General features: G+C 72.9%; 16 protein-coding genes and 1 tRNA gene. 9 read left to right on the top strand and 8 right to left on the bottom strand.

The window, feature by feature from the left end; translation table 11 throughout:
- Positions 1-291: 291 nt before the first annotated feature.
- Complete coding sequence (locus ACFWYM_RS02425; RefSeq protein ID WP_384829027.1) at positions 292-1,380, top strand: bifunctional DNA primase/polymerase; 1,089 nt, start codon at positions 292-294, stop codon at positions 1,378-1,380.
- Positions 1,381-1,427: 47 nt separating this feature from the next.
- Here the strand turns inward: ACFWYM_RS02425 and ACFWYM_RS02430 are convergent, their stop codons facing one another.
- Positions 1,428-1,880, bottom strand: coding sequence for an Lrp/AsnC family transcriptional regulator (locus ACFWYM_RS02430; protein ID WP_384829029.1), 453 nt, complete (start codon positions 1,878-1,880; stop codon positions 1,428-1,430).
- Positions 1,881-2,028: 148 nt separating this feature from the next.
- On the opposite strand from ACFWYM_RS02430, the gene ACFWYM_RS02435 reads away from it, so the two are divergent.
- The gene (locus ACFWYM_RS02435) at positions 2,029-2,652 is read left to right on the top strand and encodes a LysE family translocator (protein WP_384829031.1); all 624 of its coding nucleotides are present in this window, start codon (positions 2,029-2,031) and stop codon (positions 2,650-2,652) included.
- A 92-nt stretch (positions 2,653-2,744) separates the two neighbouring features.
- Here the strand turns inward: ACFWYM_RS02435 and ACFWYM_RS02440 are convergent.
- A tRNA-Ser gene (locus ACFWYM_RS02440) sits at positions 2,745-2,831 on the bottom strand.
- 51 nt (positions 2,832-2,882) lie between these two features.
- Positions 2,883-4,466, bottom strand: a complete 1,584-nt coding sequence (locus tag ACFWYM_RS02445) for a S1C family serine protease (protein ID WP_384829033.1) — start codon at positions 4,464-4,466, stop codon at positions 2,883-2,885.
- Between the two features lie 286 nt (positions 4,467-4,752).
- Here ACFWYM_RS02445 and ACFWYM_RS02450 point away from each other — a divergent pair, with 286 nt between their 5' ends.
- From ACFWYM_RS02450 to ACFWYM_RS02460, 3 genes are all read left to right on the top strand, one after another.
- Positions 4,753-5,562: a glycerophosphodiester phosphodiesterase gene (locus tag ACFWYM_RS02450; protein ID WP_384829035.1), complete on the top strand. Its 810-nt coding sequence runs from the start codon at positions 4,753-4,755 to the stop codon at positions 5,560-5,562.
- Positions 5,563-5,615: 53 nt separating this feature from the next.
- The gene (locus tag ACFWYM_RS02455) at positions 5,616-6,233 is read left to right on the top strand and encodes an ATP-binding protein (protein WP_384829037.1); all 618 of its coding nucleotides are present in this window, start codon (positions 5,616-5,618) and stop codon (positions 6,231-6,233) included.
- 114 nt (positions 6,234-6,347) lie between these two features.
- Positions 6,348-7,334 (top strand): DUF5926 family protein, encoded by a 987-nt coding sequence (locus ACFWYM_RS02460; protein ID WP_384829039.1) that lies wholly within the window; start codon positions 6,348-6,350, stop codon positions 7,332-7,334.
- A gap of 188 nt (positions 7,335-7,522) precedes the next feature.
- On the opposite strand, the gene ACFWYM_RS02465 is transcribed toward ACFWYM_RS02460, so the two are convergent.
- On the bottom strand, positions 7,523-8,164 hold the full coding sequence (locus tag ACFWYM_RS02465; RefSeq protein ID WP_384829041.1) for a hypothetical protein: 642 nt from the start codon (positions 8,162-8,164) through the stop codon (positions 7,523-7,525).
- Between the two features lie 57 nt (positions 8,165-8,221).
- A complete protein-coding gene (locus ACFWYM_RS02470; protein WP_384829043.1) occupies positions 8,222-8,899 on the bottom strand; it encodes a bifunctional DNA primase/polymerase in 678 nt (225 codons plus the stop codon).
- Positions 8,900-9,361: 462 nt separating this feature from the next.
- Between ACFWYM_RS02470 and ACFWYM_RS02475 the strand changes: the two genes are divergently transcribed.
- Complete coding sequence (locus ACFWYM_RS02475) at positions 9,362-10,891, top strand: PP2C family protein-serine/threonine phosphatase (protein WP_384829045.1); 1,530 nt, start codon at positions 9,362-9,364, stop codon at positions 10,889-10,891.
- A 99-nt stretch (positions 10,892-10,990) separates the two neighbouring features.
- Positions 10,991-12,484 carry an aminopeptidase P family protein gene (locus tag ACFWYM_RS02480; RefSeq protein WP_384829047.1) on the top strand — a complete coding sequence of 498 codons (1,494 nt, stop codon included), beginning with the start codon at positions 10,991-10,993 and terminating at the stop codon, positions 12,482-12,484.
- 122 nt (positions 12,485-12,606) lie between these two features.
- Here the strand turns inward: ACFWYM_RS02480 and ACFWYM_RS02485 are convergent, their stop codons facing one another.
- Positions 12,607-13,086, bottom strand: coding sequence for a carboxymuconolactone decarboxylase family protein (locus tag ACFWYM_RS02485; RefSeq protein ID WP_384829049.1), 480 nt, complete (start codon positions 13,084-13,086; stop codon positions 12,607-12,609).
- Positions 13,087-13,133: 47 nt separating this feature from the next.
- On the opposite strand from ACFWYM_RS02485, the gene ACFWYM_RS02490 reads away from it, so the two are divergent.
- Together ACFWYM_RS02490 and ACFWYM_RS02495 are read left to right on the top strand one after the other, a co-directional pair.
- On the top strand, positions 13,134-14,597 hold the full coding sequence (locus tag ACFWYM_RS02490) for a PLP-dependent aminotransferase family protein (RefSeq protein WP_384829051.1): 1,464 nt from the start codon (positions 13,134-13,136) through the stop codon (positions 14,595-14,597).
- An 86-nt stretch (positions 14,598-14,683) separates the two neighbouring features.
- The gene (locus ACFWYM_RS02495) at positions 14,684-14,983 is read left to right on the top strand and encodes an aldo/keto reductase (protein ID WP_384829053.1); all 300 of its coding nucleotides are present in this window, start codon (positions 14,684-14,686) and stop codon (positions 14,981-14,983) included.
- Between the two features lie 135 nt (positions 14,984-15,118).
- Here the strand turns inward: ACFWYM_RS02495 and ACFWYM_RS02500 are convergent, their stop codons facing one another.
- A complete protein-coding gene (locus ACFWYM_RS02500) occupies positions 15,119-16,114 on the bottom strand; it encodes a transaldolase family protein (RefSeq protein ID WP_384829055.1) in 996 nt (331 codons plus the stop codon).
- A gap of 236 nt (positions 16,115-16,350) precedes the next feature.
- Complete coding sequence (locus ACFWYM_RS02505) at positions 16,351-18,135, bottom strand: AMP-binding protein (protein ID WP_384829057.1); 1,785 nt, start codon at positions 18,133-18,135, stop codon at positions 16,351-16,353.
- Positions 18,136-18,152: the final 17 nt, after the last annotated feature.

Consider the following 18,152-nt stretch of genomic DNA (forward strand, 5'->3'; position numbering starts at 1 on the left):
TGGGACCGGTGCACGACGTCGCGAGTCCAGAGTTGCCCACCGAATCCCCGGCGAACCACCCCGGATGGGCCGATTCCCCCGCAAGCGTGAGGACAAGTCGATAAACACGCTTCGCGCCCCCAACCGCGCAGCTCAGCGGCCGTCGGCCCGGCCGGGCCCCGGCACCCCAAGCGGCGAAGCGTTCCGTCGGCGGCACGGGGAGGGGGCGGCGCCCCGGCGTGCGGAGCCGCACGGCCCCCCGTACGGCTCTGCCCCCTTCCCTTCATCGAACACTTGTACGAACATGGAGGCATGGGCACCACCGACCGCGACGACCGCCACGACCACTCGGACGACCACCCGCACGACCGCGCGGACCACCACTCGGACGACCACGCGGACGACTCCCCCGCGACGCCGGGCGGGCCCTCCACGCCACCCGGCCCCCCGGCATCCGGTGCCCCGGCATCCGACCCCCCGGCACCCGGCGGCACGCCACCCGCGCCACCCGGCGGTTCCCTCGGCGGGGGCCCCGGCGTCCGGCACACCGCCGCGCTCGCCCTCGCCCACGCGCTCTCCGCCGCCGAGCGCGGCCTGGCCGTCATTCCGCTCTCGGCCACCAAGCTCCCGGCGATCCGCTCCCCCCACCACGACGAGGCGGACCACCCTCACCAGCCGCCCTGCCACGGCGAGTGCGGCCGCCCCGGCCACGGGGTGTACGACGCGACGAGCGACCCCGTCCGCATCCGCGAGCTCTTCGCGGCCGCCCCGCACGCGACCGGCTACGGCATCGCGTGCGGGCTGCCCCCGCACCACCTCATCGGCATCGACCTGGACACCAAGTCCGGCACCGACGCCCCGGCCGCCCTGCGCGAGCTGGCCCTGCGCCATCTGTTCACGATCCCCGAGACCGTCGTCGTGGTGACCCCGAGCGGCGGCCGGCACATCTGGCTCGCGGGCCCGCCCGACACCGTCGTGCCCAACTCGGCGGGACGGCTCGCCCCCGGCATCGACATCCGGGGTGCGGGCGGCTACCTGGTCGGACCCGGCTCCCGCACCACGCACGGCACCTACAGCACGGTCCCCGGCACGGCCCACCTCCCCCCGGCCCCGTGCCCGCCCGCGCTCCTGCGCCTGCTCACACCCCCGCCCCGCACGGCCCGGCACGCGGCTCCCGCCGCCGGACCCCAACAGGGCCAGGGCCTGGTCCAGTTCGTGCTCGCGGCGCACGAGGGCCAGCGCAACACGCGGCTCTTCTGGGCGGCCTGCCGCGCGTACGAGAACGGGATCGGTCCCGACCTCGCGCCCCAACTCACGGCCGCCGCCGTCCGCGTGGGCCTCACGGAGCGGGAGGCCCGCTCGACGATCGCGTCAGCGGCGCGGCTGACGGGCCACGCCTGACGCCGACGGGGGGGAGCCCCGGCGTACGGACGATCGGCCCACCTGCCTCACTCGGGCAGCGGCCGGTCGTCCACCACATGCTTCATGACGAGGGTGGAGGTGAGCCGCTGCACCCCCGGCAGGGTGGCGAGCTGCTTGTCGTAGAGCTGCTGGAAGGCGGCGAGGTCGGCGGTGGCGACGCGCAGCAGATAGTCGGGGTCGCCGAACAGCCGCTGGGCCTGGATCACATGCGGGACGGCGGCCACGGCCTCCTCGAACGCGGTGACCGTGTCGCTGTCCTCCCATTGCATCGTGACGAAGACGAGGGCTTCGAAGTGGAGGCCGACCACCGCCGGCTCCACGACGGCGCGGTAGGCGCGGATGGCGCCCGCGCGTTCGAGCTCGCGCAGCCGGCGGTGGCAGGGCGAGACGCTCAGCTGCACGCGGGCGGCGAGTTCGGTGACGGTGAGACGGCCGTCCAGCTGGAGCTCGGTAAGAATTTTGCGGTCAAGTGCGTCCACGGGACATATCTTCCCCGACATCCCGGGATACGGGGCAAAAGACAGAAACACTTTCGGCCGCATCGCGCCTAATCTCCCTTTCGGCCCCCGGCACACCCGTGGGGCCAGGCACGGAACGGGGAACGGGAGAGGGGCGGGAAACCGGCCGATGAACACGACGATGCTGGCGGCGTTCCTGGCGGTGGACCTGTTGCTGGTCTTCACCCCGGGCGCGGACTGGGCCTATGCGATCGCGGCGGGCCTGCGGGACCGCTCGGTCGTCCCCGCGGTCGCCGGGCTGATAGCCGGATACGTGGGCTACACACTGCTCGCCGTCGCCGGGCTCGTGGTCCTGGTGGCGAGCTCGACGACGGTCCTCACGGCGCTGACGGTCGCCGGGGCGGGGTATCTGGTGTGGCTGGGCTGGGGCGTGCTGAGGAACCCGCCGACGCTGACCGCGACGGCGGACGACTCGGAGGTGTCGGCCTCCTCCCGTCGGCAGGTCATGCTCAAGGGAGCCGGCATCAGCGGCCTGAACCCGAAGGCCCTGCTCCTGTACTTCTCGCTCTTCCCCCAGTTCATCGACCCCACGAGCAGCTGGCCGGTGGCCGCGCAGACCGGACTGCTCGGCACGGTCCACATGACCGCCTGCGCCGTCGTCTACCTCACGGTCGGCGTGCTGGCCCGCACCGTCCTCAAGGCCCGCCCCACGGCGGCCCGGGCGGTCACCCGCGCCTCCGGTGCCATGATGATCGCGATCGGCGCCGCCCTGCTGCTCGAACAGCTGGCCTGACAAGGGGAGTTGAACACGCGGTGCCCGGCCAAGAGGCGGGCACGAAGAGAGCCCCTGACCGGATCTCGCCGGTCAGGGGCTCTCAACCACCGCGGTGGGTGTGGGATTTGAACCCACGGTGACATCGCTGCCACGACGGTTTTCAAGACCGTTCCCTTAGGCCGCTCGGGCAACCCACCCCGCGCCGTCCGCCCCGATCGAGGGCGTGGCGCGGGGTCAAGAGTAGCGGGTCAGCTTTCGCCCTTGCGCTTGCCCAGGGTCAGGTCGACCGTGTGCTCCTGGCCGTCCCGCTTGTATGTGATCTTGACGGTGTCGCCGGGCTGGTGGGTCCAGATCTGGCCGATCAGGGTCGGGCCGCTGTCGATCACCTGGTCGTCCAGCTTGGTGATGACGTCGCCGGGCTTGAGGCCCGCCTTGTCCGCCGGGCCGTTCGGCGTGACCGCGTCCGAGTTGTTCGTGCCCTGCCGGGGGATGGTGGCGCCGCCGCCCGTGGACTCCTCCAGGGAGACCGTGGCGCCGATCACCGGGTACACCGCCTGACCGTTCTTGATCAGCTGCTTGGCGACATTGGTCGCCTGGTTGATCGGGATGGCGAAGCCGAGGCCGATGGAGCCGCCCTGGCCGGAGCCGCCGAGACCGCCGCTGTCGGCGGGCTTGATCGCGGAGTTGATGCCGATGACCGCGCCGCGGGCGTCCAGGAGCGGGCCGCCGGAGTTGCCGGGGTTGATCGACGCGTCGGTCTGCAGCGCGCTCATGTACGAGCTCTTCGGGCTCGCCCCGTCGCTGGAGGTCACCGGGCGGTTCTTGGCGCTGACGATGCCGGTCGTGACCGTGTTCGACAGGCCGAAGGGGGCGCCGATGGCGATCGCCGAGTCGCCGACGGCGACCTTGTCGGAGTTGCCGAGCGGCAGCGGCTGCAGGTTCGACGGGGGGTTCTTGAGCTTGATGACCGCCACGTCGTAGCCCTCGGCGCGGCCGATGACCTCGGCGTCGTACTTCTTGCCGTTCGAGAACGTCGCCGCGAGCTTGCCGCCGTCGGCCGCCGACGCCACCACGTGGTTGTTGGTGAGGATGTGGCCCTGCTTGTCGTAGACGAAGCCGGTGCCCGTGCCGCCCTCTCCGTTGCCGCCCTGCGCCTCGATGGTGACGACGCTGGGCAGCGCCTTGCCCGCGATGCTCGCGACCGAGCCGGGCTCGCGCTTGAGGTCGGCGGGGGAGTCGGATGCGGAGACCGTCGTCGAGTCGGTCGACGCGCTGTCGTTCCGCTCAGCCGCCCAGTAGCCGATGCCGCCGCCGACACCGCCCGCGACCAGCGCCGCCGCGAGCACGGCCGCGACCAGCCCACCACGCCGGGGGCCCGGCTTGGGCTGCTGCGGGTGATCCGCCGTATAGGAGGCGCCCCAGCCGGAACCGGAACCTCCGCCCTGGGAGTACGAGGGGACGGCCGGCGGCGGAGGCGGCGGCCAGCCCCCGGCGGGCGGGGGCGAGGAGTACACGCCGTGCTCGCCGTGGCCGATCTGGCCGCCGTGTCCGCCCGCTCCACCCTGCGGGGCCGGGCCGCCGGGCTGCGGGGCCCCGGCCGTCGCGCCCGCGTACTCCGGAGAGTGGTGCGTGACCGGCTCGGCGGGGTGCGCGGCCGGTACGGCAGGCGGTGCGGCCGGCTCGGCGGGCGGGGCCGCGGGGGCGGGGGCCGCGGGGGTGGCATCCTCCGGCGCGGCGGCCTTGGGGTCGGCCGGGGACGCGGGAGTTTCCGCCGAAGCAGGAGGTGCGGACGGGGCCGGGGGAACCGAAGTGCCCTCGTTCTCGGTGCTCACAGCTCTCTCTCCTCGATCCGGTCGATCCGCGCTGTTGTCGCTTGCGTCGTTCTCGTCGTGCACGGCCCACCTGTATGGGTAAGTCTGCGGTCAGCTTTTCCCATGGGCTGTCAGGGCACCATAAGCCGTTGCTGTGCGTTCGGCGCCACCGTCCGGTGCCCATCTTTGATGCGGGACGAATCACACGCATCCGGGACAGATCCAGGCGGCGGCCCGGAACCGTCGCTCGTGCGCGTACCCGCTCCTCGAGGACGCATCCGGAATCACCCGGTGGCACCATGACGCGGTGACCCTCGCACGACAGCACCAGATCCAGGTCGTCGCCCACCGCGGCGCCTCCGAGGACGCCCCCGAGCACACGCTCGCCGCGTACCGCAAGGCGGTCGAGGACGGCGCCGACGCCCTCGAATGCGACGTCCGGCTCACCGCCGACGGCCATCTCGTCTGCGTCCACGACCGACGCGTCAACCGTACGTCGAACGGCCGCGGCGCCGTCTCGGCCCTGGAGCTCTCCGACCTCGCCGCCCTCGACTTCGGCTCCTGGAAGAACCCGGACGACGAGGACGGGGACGGGGAGGGACCGGACTGGGAGGACACCTCCGTCCTGACCCTGGAGCGGCTCCTCGAACTCGTCGCCGACGCGCCCCGCCGCGTCGAGCTCGCCATCGAGACCAAGCACCCCACGCGCTGGGCGGGCCAGGTCGAGGAGCGGCTCCTGCTGCTGCTCAAACGGTTCGGCCTGGACGCCCCGGCCACGGCGGAGTCCTCCCCGGTGCGGATCATGAGCTTCTCGGCGCGCTCCCTGCTCCGCGTCCAGGCCGCGTCACCCACGCTTCCGACCGTCTATCTGATGCAGTTCGTCTCGCCCCGCCACCGCGACGGCCGCCTCCCCGAGGGCGTGCGCATCGCGGGCCCAGGCGTCCGGATCGTCCGCAACCACCCCGCGTACATCGCAAAGCTGAAGCGGGCCGGTCACCAGGTCCACGTATGGACCGTGAACGAGCCCGAGGACGTCGAGCTCTGCGTCGAACTCGGCGTGGACGCCATCATCACCAACCGCCCGAAGCAGGTCCTGTCCCAACTGGGCCGTGGCTAACTTCCGTTACAGGGAGTGCACCGGCGCGTTCGGTCCGTATTCGATCGTTACGAGTGCGTCACCAGACACGGGTTGGCCGGTTTCCGGTCCAGTCCATTGGGGCATTCACACCGTGGCGTGGGGCAAAGGAGGTCTCGGGGGTGGCGTTGGTGGTGGCACGGGAGGTGCCCGCGTCGTCGAGCATGGCCGTTCCCCATGGCCCTGCGGGCGTGGGCGAGGCAAGACACAGGATGCGCGACCAGTTGCGCGTCAGCGGGGTGTCGGAATCGGTCATCGACGACGCCGTACTGATCCTTTCGGAACTGCTCAGCAATGCGTGCCGGCACGGCCGCCCGCTGGGCGAGGGCCTGTCCGGGGACGGTGACGTCCGGGCGGCCTGGCGCGTCGACCGCACGGGCCGGCTCACGGTCGAGGTCACGGACGGCGGCGGACCCACCCGCCCGGCACCGGCGAAGCCGTCGGTCACCGCGCACGGCGGCCGCGGGCTCAACATCATCTCCGCGCTCGCCGACGCGTGGGGGGTGCGGGACGACATCCACGGCGAGGTCACCGTCTGGGTCGTCGTACAACCGGGGCACCGCTCCGAGGATTTCGCTACGCGCGTCGCAGCCCCGGCCGCCTCCGCGATACCCGACCTGGGATTCGCCGACGCCTTCGACGACGCGGACTGAGACGCGGACCGGACGCGGACCGGATCCCGGACGACGCACAGTGATCCCGGCGGCCTTCCGGCCGACTAGGCTCGCGCCCGTACGCACGAGAGTCGCAACCGGGAGACACCCAAGATGGCCAAGAAGCGCCCCCAGACCAAGGGCAAGCCTCAGCTCAGCGCCGGAGCCCGCGCCGCAGGCGCTGATGGAAGCTTCCCTGTGGTCGGTGCGCGTGAGCCCTGCCCCTGTGGCTCGGGCCGCCGCTACAAGGCATGTCACGGCCGCGCCGCCTCGCACGCCGTGACCGAGCTGGTGCAGCGGCCCTTCGAGGGTCTGGCCGGTGAGGGCGACTGGATCGCGCTGCGCGAGCTCGTGCCCGCCGCGACGGTCGAACTGACCCTGAAGGACGGCCTGCCCGAGGGCGTGCCCTCGGTCCAGCTCGCCACGGTCCTGCCGATGGCCTGGCCCGCGCTCCGCCGCGAGGACGGCTCGGTCCTGCTCGGCCTGCAGAACGACACCTCGTCCGGCGACATCAGCCGCGACCTCGCCGACACCCTGCAGCGCGCCCTGGCGGCCGAGCCGGGCAACCCGGTCGCGGGCCGCCGCGCCCCCGCCGAGGGCCCGCGCCTGCAGGACCTGCTCGACCCGGCGGCCGCCTTCGAGCCGGTCGTGCACGAGGGCTTCGAGTTCTGGGTGCCGGACTCGGACAACGCCTCGGCGGAGGTCTCGGCCTCCCTGGAGCGGGCCAACGCCGCGGCCATCCCGACGGTCAAGCTCGCCGGCGTCGACGCCGCGTACTGGTGCGAGACCCCGGAGAAGAACCACCTGCGCTGGGTCATGCCGCACCCGGAGGAGAAGCTCCTCGACGCGCTCGCCCGGCTGCACGCGGCCGGGACCTCCGGCCTCGGTGAAGGCACCCGCCTCGTCGGGTCGTTCCGCGCGCACGGCCTGACCGTGCCGGTGTGGGACCTGCCCACCGGGGTGACGGCGGCCGATGTCGAGAAGCCCGCCGCCGAGTTCGCCGAGCGGCTCGCCACGGCCCTCGCCTCGGACGCCCCGCTCACCCCCGAGGAGCGCCGCGCCCGCGGTGGTCTCACCAACCGCCAGGTGACGCTCAGCTGATCCACAGGAAGAGGGGAATGCGTGACTCCTGTCACAACTCCCCGTAACCACAGGTAAATCCCTGTCCGGATAACTGAGATCGAATTTGCCAAGAGCCGATCTCTTGTTACCGTTCAGATAGCCCGGTTGCTGGTGCATCCCCCGTCGCCAGCAACCGGGCGCTTTTTATGCCCGAAACCGTTCGGCTCTCAACTGCCCTGCGGACGGGGGGAGTTACTCCCGGAGCGCAGCAGCAGCGCACCGTGCTCCCCCGCCTCCTCGCCCGCGGCCGCGAACTCCGCCACCGCCGCGTACCGCTCCGCTTCGCCCGCCGTGCGCTCCCGCGGTGTCTCGCACGCCCCCGGCTCGTCGTCCGCGCCCACCGCACAGTGCATCTCCACGGTGCCACCGGGGCTCATCAGGGTCAGGACGGCGCTGAGCTCCTCGCCCGTCGCATTCCGGTAGTAGGTCCGCGCCCAGGTGTCGTGACCCTGGCTCAGCACACAGGTCTGTGCCTCGATGCCGTCGGGCGAGGTGAGTTCGGGACCGCACCGGGCCGCGGTGGTGAGGCCGAGCCCGGACAGCAGGGACTGCCCCCGGGGCTTCTCCGGGGGCTTCCTCGGGGACTTGTCCGGGTCGTCCGGGTCGGCCCCGGAAGGTTCAGGGGTGGGCTTCACGGAGGGTTCGACGGCGGGCCGGGGGGTGGGCTCGGGGGAGTGGACGGTCGGTTTTGCGTCGACCGTGCCGACCCCGTCGACCGCGTCGCCGAGGGACCCCGCGGAGGCGGCCGCGAGCGGAAGGAGAACCGTGGCGGCCACGACGCCGAGAAGCGCGATCAGGCGGGGGGTCATGGGCCCCGAGGTTAACTGCGGCCGGGGCGCGGGCCGTTCGCCGCGCGCCCATTTCCCCTACAACTCGGGCGCGCTCACACCCGTACGAGTGAGGGCGTCGACCACCGCGTCCACGACCGCCTCCACATCCGGCACCCACGGGGCGGCCGACCCCGGAAGGGGTGCCCGCTCCCAGCGCACCTGGCCCTGGCCCGTGGCCGAGGGCGGCAGGGCGAGGTAGCCGCCCTCGCCGTGGAAGCGGAGCGAGCCCGGCACGAAGTCCTTGGCGTACAGCAGCTCGCCCAACTGGGCCATCGAGTACGGCGCGACGAGGAGGAAGAAGCGGTCCCGGGTGGCCACGACCGGGCCGAGCCGGATGTCCGTCTCGTCGAGCACGGCGAGGGCGCGGGCCCCGGCGACGGCGGGCAAGCTGACCGCGCACGGGGCCTGGCCGCCGGTGGCCAGCACGACGGGGGCCTGCGGCCGGTTGGTCCACCACCAGCGGACCATGCGTGCGTCGGTGGTGGCGGCGAGGAGGCCCGGGTCGAGGGGGTGCGCGCCGGGCACCGCACAGTCGGGGTCGGGACAGGCGCAGCGGCCGACGCCGCGGCTGTCGAGACCGACGCCGGGGACCACCGGCCAGCGCCAGTCGGCCGCGAAGGTCAGGGCCGCGCCGATCGCTGAGGGACTCCGGCCGGGCCTTCTGCTGCCGAGCCTGGACAGGAGCCTGCGTCGCCTTCCGAGGATCTCGCGCATGAGCGCTCGTTCCTTTCCGTTACACGCAGAGACACTGCGGGCCACATCACACCATGGGTGGATCACTTCGCTGTGCGGACAAGCTGGCGCGTCACACCCCAGCCTGCGGCATGGGGAACCCCTATGGGCCGAGCGTTAACGTGGCGTGGGGTGGCGGCACCTGGCGATTGCCGTCCCGCGTATTTCTCGCCGCCCTGTTGCCACGCGCTGATGGGGCACGGTCGTCGGTGGTTATGACGCCAGGGTCCCGCGCCAGGTTCCAGGAAGATCCCAACTGCCCCTGGCCATCACCCAGTACGTACCCATCACGACCGCTGTGCGCTCTGTCGAACAATGCCAGTCGACCGCAATACGCCCTTAGCTCTGGCTGTTTTCGGCCAAGTTCTCAAGATCGCCGGAACTGAGCCGATGACTAAAGGAAATCCCAGGTGCACCGCTGACACCAGGAATCCCGGCAGGACAATGCTGGACATCTCCTCACCAGTGCGTGTACATGTGGAGACATTGCTGGCAGCGCAGAATGACATGGGGGTTTGCGATGCTATTGAGCATTACGCACCGGCCGGAAAGCCGTCAGCCATGACCGCCCCGCACCTCCCGAAAGTGGCCGGAATCGACTCCACTGTTCCGCCACCCGCACACACTGTCGCGCCCGCCGCGGCCACGCCGTATGCCCAGGGCGAACCCCAGAGCCCGGCCGTCGCGCCGGGCGCACTCATCCAGGACCGGCTCGCGGGCTGGGTCTCGGACCTGACCACGCTGCACGAGCTCACCGAGCGCCTGAACCGCACCACCACCCTCGACGACGCGCTGCGCGAGCTTCTGCGCGCCGGCGCGGCCCTCGTGGGCGCCCGGCGCGGGCTCGTCGTCCTCGAGCCCGCCGACGGACTCGGCCCGGACACCACGATCGGCCTGGGCCTGGCCCGCGCCGACCTCGGGCACATCGAGACGGTGCCGCGCAGCGCGACCTCGTACGGGCAGCTGCTCGACGTGAACGTCGAGACCGCGGCGGCCGCACTCAGCGAGGTCGTCCAGGCGGACCTGCTCGCCGACGAGTCGCTCGACCCGCGCCAGCGCGAGGTCGCGGACCGGCTCGGCTTCGCGGCGAGCTACGCGGCGGGCCTGGCCACCGAGTCGGCGGGCCGTATCGGCGCGGCCGTCTGGCTGTACGACGAGCCCGCGGAGCCCGTCGAGCGGCAGCGCCACCTCATCGGGCTCTACGTCCGCTACGCCACCGAGCACCTCGCCGGGCTCGTCGCACTCGACCGGGCCCGCACCACCGTGGCCACCCTGCGCGAGGAGCTGCTGCCCTCGCGGCTCCCCCGGGTCGCCGGGGTGCAGCTCGCCGCCCGGCACCGCACGGGTCCGCGCGGCGGCGGCGACTGGTACGACGCGCTGCCCCTGCCGGACGCGGCGCTCGGCCTCGCGGTGGGCTCCGTCACCGGCTCGGGGCCGAGCGCGGTCGCCGCGATGGGACGGCTGCGGGCCTCCCTGCGGGCGTACGCGGTGATGGAGGGCGAGGATCCCGTCGCCGTCCTGTCCGACCTGGAGCTGCTGCTCCGGCTGACCGAGCCCGCGCGCAGCGCCACCGCGCTCTTCGCGCACTGCGAGCCGGCCCTGCGCAAGATCGTCCTGGCCGGGGCGGGGCACAGCCCGCCGCTGGTCGTCGGGGAGCGGCGCACGGAGTTCGTGGAGACCTCCCTGTCGGCGCCGCTCGGGATGCTGGCCTGCTGGGAGGCGCCCAGCGTGGAGCTGCGCACCGAGCCGGGAGAAACGGTGCTGCTCTACACCGACGGTCTGCTGCACCGCACCGGCGATCCCATGGACCGGGCCTTCGCGCGGCTGCACGCGGCCGCCGCGAGCGTGCCTCCGGGCATCCGTGAGGACCCGGGCGCGATCGCCGACCACGTGCTGCGGGCGGTGCTTCCGGACGGGCTCGACGCGGTCGACAGCGAGGAAGACGTGGTGCTGCTCGCCGCTCGTTTTGAGTGAGGCCGCGCATACGTGACGTAACAGGTCTTCCGGCTCTGGGCCCCCTTCCGTACTTCCGTACGATGAAGGGGGTCCAGTGTCGTTTTGTAGGAGGCAACCGTGTCGGACGCCGTCACCCCGGCCGAATCTGATTTTGCTGCTACCGCAGCGGGCCCGGAAGCGGAGACCGAGGAAGAGCCCATCAAGCAGCGGAAGAACGGCCTGTACCCGGGCGTCTCCGACGAGCTCGCCGAGAACATGAAGTCCGGCTGGGCCGACACCGAGCTGCACGACCTGGAGCCGATCGCGCAGGCCGCCGAGACCGCCGCGCGCCGGGCCGCGCTGTCGGCGCGCTTCCCGGGCGAGCGGCTCGTCGTCCCCGCGGGCAACCTGAGGACGCGGTCGAACGACACCGAGTACGCCTTCCGCTCCTCCGTCGAGTACGCGTACCTGACCGGTAACCAGACCGAGGACGGCGTCCTCGTCCTGGAGCCGAAGAAGGCCGGCGGCCACGACGCGACGCTGTACCTGCTGCCCCGCTCCGACCGCGAGAACGGCGAGTTCTGGCTGAGCGGCGACGGCGAGCTGTGGGTGGGCCGCCGCCACTCGCTGACCGAGGCCGGGAAGCTGTACGGCATTCCGGCGTCCGACGTGCGCGAGCTGGCCGACACGCTCCGCGAGGCCACCGGCCCGGTGCGCGTCGTGCGCGGCTACGACGCCGGGATCGAGGCGGCCCTGACCGACAAGGTCACCGCCGAGCGCGACGAGGAGCTGCGGGTCTTCCTCTCCGAGGCGCGCCTGGTGAAGGACGCCTTCGAGGTCGGCGAGCTGCAGAAGGCCGTGGACTCCACGGTGCGCGGCTTCGAGGACGTCGTGAAGGTCCTCGACAAGGCCGAGGCGACCAGCGAGCGCTACATCGAGGGCACGTTCTTCCTGCGCGCCCGCGTCGAGGGCAACGACATCGGCTACGGGTCGATCTGTGCCGCGGGCCCGCACGCGACCACCCTGCACTGGGTGCGCAACGACGGTGCGGTGCGCTCGGGCGAGCTGCTGCTGCTCGACGCCGGTGTGGAGACGCACACGTACTACACCGCCGACGTCACGCGGACGCTGCCGATCAACGGCCGCTTCAACGAGCTCCAGAAGAAGATCTACGACGCCGTGTACGAGGCCCAGGAGGCCGGGATCGCGGCGGTGCAGCCGGGCGGCAAGTTCCGCGACTTCCACGACGCGGCGCAGCGCGTGCTCGCCGAGAAGCTCGTGGAGTGGGGCCTGGTCGAGGGTCCGGTGGAGAAGGTCCTCGAGCTCGGCCTTCAGCGGCGGTGGACGCTGCACGGCACCGGGCACATGCTCGGCATGGACGTGCACGACTGCGCGGCCGCGCGCACCGAGACGTATGTGGACGGGACGCTCGAGCCCGGCATGTGCCTGACCGTCGAGCCGGGGCTGTACTTCCAGGCCGACGACCTGAGCGTGCCCGAGGAGTACCGGGGCATCGGCGTGCGGATCGAGGACGACATCCTCGTGACCGAGGACGGCAACCGGAACCTGTCGGCCGGGCTGCCGCGCCGGTCCGACGAGGTCGAGGCGTGGATGGCGGAGCTGAAGGGCTGAGGCTCGCCGTACAGCCCGTACAGCCTTACAGCCGTACAGCCCGTACAAGAGGGCCGGGCATCCTTCGGGGTGTCCGGCCCTCTTGTCGTGCGGGTCGTGCGGGTCGTGCGGATCGTGCGGGCTCAGCCCTGGCGCTCGTCCGTGCCCGCGACCTTGCCGGTGCTGAGGGCGATGCGGTTCCAGGTGTTGATCGCGAAGATCAGGCCGAGGACGTGGGCGAGCTCCTCCTCGTCGAACTGCTCGGCGGCCCGGGCGTAGACATCGTCCGGGACGCCGCCCTGGGCGACCAGGGTGACCGCGTCGGTGAGGGCGAGGGCGGCGAGTTCCTTGGCGGAGAAGAAGTTACGGGCCTCGCGCCAGACCGCGACCATGTGCAGGCGGTCCTCGCTCTCGCCCGCCTTGCGCGCGTCGTTGGTGTGCATGTGCAGGCAGTACGCGCAGCCGTTCAGGTGCGAGGCGCGGATCTGGATCAGCTCCACCAGGGCCGGGTCGAGGCCGTCGCGGGCGGCGGCGTCGAAGCCGATGACCGCCTTGAAGATCTTCGGGGCGGCCTGGGCGAAGTTCAGGCGGGCGGCGGCGGTGGGGTTTTCGTTCGTCGTCATGACCATGAATCTACGGCGCCGATCGACCCCGTATAGGGTGCACTTTCATGCCGGAAAGTAAGGTCAATTCGCGGGACAGCGACCTGCATCTGGAGCTCGCCGCCGCAGGCAGCCGCCGGTCCGCGCTCATCACCGCGCTGCGCGACGCCGTGCGTGCGGGGCGGCTGGCGCCGGGTACGCGGCTGCCGCCCTACCGCGCCCTCGCCGCCGACCTCGGCCTCGCCCGCAACACCGTCGCCGACGCCTACGCCGAGCTGGTCGCCGAGGGCTGGCTGACCGCGCGGCAGGGCTCCGGGACGCGGGTCGCGCACCGGGCGGCGCCGCCGAAGCCCGTACGGGTTCCCAAGTCCGCTCCCACGGACACCTCGTCCATGCCCGCGCACAACCTGCGCCAGGGCCAGCCCGACGCCGCCTCGTTCCCCCGCACCGCCTGGCTCGCCGCCGCCCGGCGCGCCCTCGGTGCGGCGCCCAACGAGGCGTTCGGGCCCGGCGATCCACGGGGGCGGATCGAGCTGCGGCGGGCGCTCGCGGACTATCTCGCGCGGGCGCGCGGTGTGCGGGCCGAGCCCGGGCGGATCGTGATCTGCTCCGGCTTCGCGCACGCGCTGCGGCTGCTGTTCGGGCAGGGCGCCGGGGGCGTCGTGCCCGGGCCTTCCCCAAGCTCTCGGCTTCGCTCGAGCAGGGGATACCCCATCGCCGTGGAGTCGTACGGGCTCGGCTTCCATCGCTCGCTGCTCGCCACGGCGGGGGTGCGGACCGTGCCGCTGGGGATCGACGAACACGGCGCCCGGGTGCGGGAGTTGGGGGAAGCGACCTCGAAGGCGCGGGCCGTGCTGCTCACGCCCGCGCACCAGTTCCCCACCGGGGGGCCGCTGCACCCCGAGCGCCGGGCGGCCGTCGTGGACTGGGCGGCGGCGCGGGGCGGGCTCGTCCTGGAGGACGACTACGACGGGGAGTTCCGCTACGACCGGGAGCCGGTGGGGGCGGTGCAGGGGCTCGGGCCCGAACACGTCGTCTACATCGGGTCGGTGAGCAAGAGCCTCTCCCCCGCGGTGCGGCTCGGCTGGATGGTGCTGCCCGAGCACCTCGTCGGGCCCGTGCTCGACGCGAAGGGGGAGCGGGAGGCGTGGGCGAGCGTCCTGGACCAGCTGACGCTCGCGGAGTTCCTCGTGTCGGGGCGCTACGACCGGCACGTACGGCGGATGCGGCAGCACTATCGGAAGCGGCGGGACCGGCTCGTGACCGCGCTCGCCGAGCACGCCCCGCACATCACGGTGACCGGCATCGCCGCCGGGCTGCACGCGGTGCTCCACCTCCCCGCGGGCACCGAGCAGTCCGCCGCGAAGGCCGCCGCGTGGCACGGGGTCGCCCTCGACCCGCTCGCCGAGTTCCGCCACCCCGAGGCGGCGACGGCGCACCGGGACGGGCTCGTCGTCGGGTACGCGACCCCAGCGGAGCACGCGTACGGGGCGGCGCTCGATGCGCTGTGCCGGGCGCTGCCACCGGTGTGACCTGCTGAAATAACCGTCCCTTATGGGTAGTTGAGCAGGTCGCCGTTGATGGGGGATCACGCCGTTGATGGGGGATCACGCCGGGCGTGATCGTGGAGACGTGCCCGAGGGGGCACGGCTTCAGCCTGCGCAGGCCGAGTTCGGTCTGCTGGCGCAGGGGTGCGCACGCCCAGGCGGGCGGCGAAGTCGCCGCCGTCGCCGAGGAGTTGGGTGCCACGACTGCCCAGGTGTCCCTCGCCTGGCTGCTGCGCCGCTCCGCGACGGCCCTGCCCATCCCGGGCACCACCTCGGTGGCGCACCTGGAGGAGAACGTGGGGGCGCTGGGGCTGCGGCTCTCGGACGGGCAGTACGAGCGGCTGTCGAAGGTGGCGCAGCCCGAGGCGTAGCCCGAGGCGTAGCCCGGGGCGCAGCCCTTCCGCGGCGGCGCCGGGGTGTGACCCCGGCGCCCCACCAGGCGTGCGGCGATGGGGACTTCGACGACCGGACGAAGGGGGCGCAAGGAGCGAGGCGACCGGACGAGGTCAGAAGTCCCCCGGCAGCACCCCCAGGTCGCGCAGCTCGCGCAGCACCGCCCGCGCCTCCTCCCAGCCCGCCATGAGGGTGTCCCCCCGTGGCCCGCCGCCCGCGGACGCCGCGACCTCCGCCACCACGGACTCCGTCAGCACATGCCCCGTGTTCCAGCCGACGACGTCCATGACATGGCGGGCCGACGAGTCCCGCCACACCAGGAGCGGGGGGCCCGCGCCCGCCGCCCGCAGCACCCGCCACCAGTCGTCGCCGAGCCGCTCCTCGCGCAGCCGGTGCAGCACCCGGGCGGTGCTGAGCCCCGCCGCGTCCCGCAGCCGCTCCGCCGTGGCCTCGGCTGCCTCCGTCCCCTCCGTGGGCCCGTCGGTTCCGCCGTCCCCACCTCTCCTACCGCCCTCGCCGCTCTCGCCGCCCGCTGACCGCCGCGCCGCGAGCGCCGCGTTGACCTCGTCGTCCAGCGGTCCGAGGGCGCAGGACATCGCCGCGAGGAGCCCCGCCAGGTCCTCGCCGGACACCATCGCCCTTTCCAGGCCCGCCAGTTGGGCATCCAGGACCCGCTCGGCCCGGGCCGCTGTGACGACGCCGGTGGACTCCACCGATATCCCCTCGGCGAGACAGGCCCCGGCGGCCTCCACCCCGGCGGGGGTCGCGGGCACCCCGATCAGCAGGTTGGGCCGGTCCACCGCCCCGTACAGGGCGCGGGCGGCGGAGACGAGGGCACGGGCGCCCCGGCCCGCGGGCATCGGCAGGCCGACCGACACCCAGCCGTCCCCGTGCCCGCCCCCGTCGTGCACCGCGCGCAGCACGTCGCACACGATGCGCACGGCACCGGCGGGCGTGCCCGCGGGCAGCGCGGCGCCCCGGAAGCCCTGGCGGACCGTGGCCGCGAGGGCGGCGGCGTCCGGGAGGGCGGGCCCGGGGCCGGACAGCCAGGGCGAGACGCCCTCGGCGGCCAGCTGCCCGAGGACCTCTGCGGCCCGAGCATCAGTCATGCGGGCGATGGTAGGCACCCGGGCGACGCCTTCCGACCTGCACCGGTCAAAGTCCGCCAAGTCCGCTGCGAGTTCGGCTGGTTGCGTGCGGCGTGAGCTTCTCCGGCGCGCTGGCGTGAGCTTCTCCGGCGCGCTGGGAGGGGCCCTGCCAGCGCGTCATCGCATCATCGCGTCAGCCCGTACGACCGTACGCCCCTAAGCCCCTGTGCGCGTCAGCCCACCGGCCCGCCGGCCCGTCAGCGGAAGTCCTCCTCCCGGTACTCCACCCCCTCCGACCCCCGAGCCGTCGCCTCCCGCAGCTCGATCCGCCGGATCTTCCCCGACACCGTCTTCGGCAGCGCCCCGAACTCGAGCCGCCGCACCCGCTTGTACGGGGCGAGCACCGACCGGGAGTGCTCGAAGAGCAACTTGGCGGTGTCCGGGCCCGGTTCGAAGCCCGCGGCCAGCACGACGTACGCCTTCGGGACCGCGAGCCGTACCGGGTCCGGGGCGGGCACCACCGCCGCCTCCGCCACCGCCTCGTGCTCCAGCAGCGCGCTCTCCAGCTCGAACGGCGAGATCTTGTAGTCCGACGCCTTGAACACGTCGTCCGCGCGGCCCACATAGGTGAGATGGCCGTCCGCGTCCCGCGCGCCGATGTCGCCGGTGCGGTAGTAGCCGCCCGCCATCGCCTGCGCCGTGCGCTCCGGGTCCCCGTGGTAGCCCGCCATCAGGCCCACCGGGTCCGCCGCCAGGTCCAGGGAGATCTCGCCCTCGTCCGCCCCCGGCGCCCCGGTCACCGGGTCGAGGAGCTCCACCCGGAAGCCCGGTGTGGGCCGCCCCATCGAGCCTGACTTCAGGTGCTGGCCGGGGGAGTTGGCGACCTGCACGGCCGTCTCCGTCTGCCCGAAGCCGTCGCGGATCGTCACCCCCCACGCCTCCCGCACCCGCGCGATGACCTCCGGGTTGAGCGGCTCGCCCGCCGCCACCACCTCGCGCGGCGGCACGGCGAGCTGCGTCAGGTCGGCCTGGATCAGCATCCGCCACACGGTCGGCGGCGCACAGAACGAGGTGACCCCGGCCCGGTCCATCTCCGCCATGAGGCGCCCCGCGTCGAAGCGCGTGTAGTTGTGGATGAAGACGGTCGCCTCCGCGTTCCACGGCGCGAACAGGTTCGACCAGGCGTGCTTGGCCCAGCCCGGCGAGGAGATGTTCAGGTGCACGTCGCCGGGCTTGAGGCCGATCCAGTACATGGTCGCCAAGTGGCCCACCGGATACGACACATGGGTGTGCTCGACCAGCTTCGGCAGCGACGTCGTGCCCGAGGTGAAGTACAGCATCAGCGCGTCGTCGGCCCGGGTCTCGCCCTCGGGCGTGAAGTCGACGGGAGCGGCACCGGACTCCTCGTACGCAATCCAGCCGCCGGAACCCCGGCCGCCCGACCCCGGACCGCCCGAACCCGCACCGCCAGAACCTCGACCGCCCGAACCCCGGCCGTCCGAACCCCAGCCGTCCGGACCTCGGCCGCCCCGCTCCCCGCCCACCACGATCCGCGTGTAGTCCCCGGGCACCTCCGCGAACTTCTCCGTGTCCTCGGCCCGCACCACCACGTGCCGGGCCCGCCCCCGGGCGATCCGGTCCCGCAGGTCCACCGGGCCGAGCAGCGGCGTCGCCGGGATGACGACGGCGCGCACCTTCATCGCGGCGAGCGCCACCTCCCACAGCTCCACCTGGTTGCCGAGCATCACCACGACCCGGTCCCCGGCCGAAACGCCCTGTGCCCGCAGCCAGTTGGCGACCTGGTCGGAGCGGCGCGCCAGCTCCTCGAACGACACCCGCAGCTCGTCGCCGTTCTCCTCCACGATGTGCAGCGCGGTCCGCCCGTTCCCGGCGGCGATGACGTCGAACCAGTCGAGGGCCCAGTTGAACCGCTCGGGCCGCGGCCACACGAAGCCCTCGTACGCGGTCTCGTAGTCCTCGCGATGGCGCAGCAGGAAGTCCCGCGCGGTGCGGAAGTCCCGGGTGGCGTCGGATGCCGTCATGTGCCCTCACCTCTGGG

The organism is Streptomyces sp. NPDC059009 (assembly GCF_042740175.1).
Taxonomy (GTDB): Bacteria; Actinomycetota; Actinomycetes; order Streptomycetales; family Streptomycetaceae; genus Streptomyces.

Bases quoted from the DNA above. Each gene is read 5' to 3' on its own strand.
- ACFWYM_RS02425 (WP_384829027.1), top strand. From the start codon at position 292: ATGGGCACCACCGACCGCGACGACCGCCACGACCACTCGGACGACCAC.
- ACFWYM_RS02435 (WP_384829031.1), top strand. From the start codon at position 2,029: ATGAACACGACGATGCTGGCGGCGTTCCTGGCGGTGGACCTGTTGCTG.
- ACFWYM_RS02460 (WP_384829039.1), top strand. From the start codon at position 6,348: ATGGCCAAGAAGCGCCCCCAGACCAAGGGCAAGCCTCAGCTCAGCGCC.
- ACFWYM_RS02465 (WP_384829041.1), bottom strand. From the start codon at position 8,164: ATGACCCCCCGCCTGATCGCGCTTCTCGGCGTCGTGGCCGCCACGGTT.
- ACFWYM_RS02470 (WP_384829043.1), bottom strand. From the start codon at position 8,899: ATGCGCGAGATCCTCGGAAGGCGACGCAGGCTCCTGTCCAGGCTCGGC.
- ACFWYM_RS02475 (WP_384829045.1), top strand. From the start codon at position 9,362: ATGCTGGACATCTCCTCACCAGTGCGTGTACATGTGGAGACATTGCTG.
- ACFWYM_RS02485 (WP_384829049.1), bottom strand. From the start codon at position 13,086: ATGACGACGAACGAAAACCCCACCGCCGCCGCCCGCCTGAACTTCGCC.
- ACFWYM_RS02490 (WP_384829051.1), top strand. From the start codon at position 13,134: ATGCCGGAAAGTAAGGTCAATTCGCGGGACAGCGACCTGCATCTGGAG.
- ACFWYM_RS02500 (WP_384829055.1), bottom strand. From the start codon at position 16,114: ATGACTGATGCTCGGGCCGCAGAGGTCCTCGGGCAGCTGGCCGCCGAG.
- ACFWYM_RS02505 (WP_384829057.1), bottom strand. From the start codon at position 18,135: ATGACGGCATCCGACGCCACCCGGGACTTCCGCACCGCGCGGGACTTC.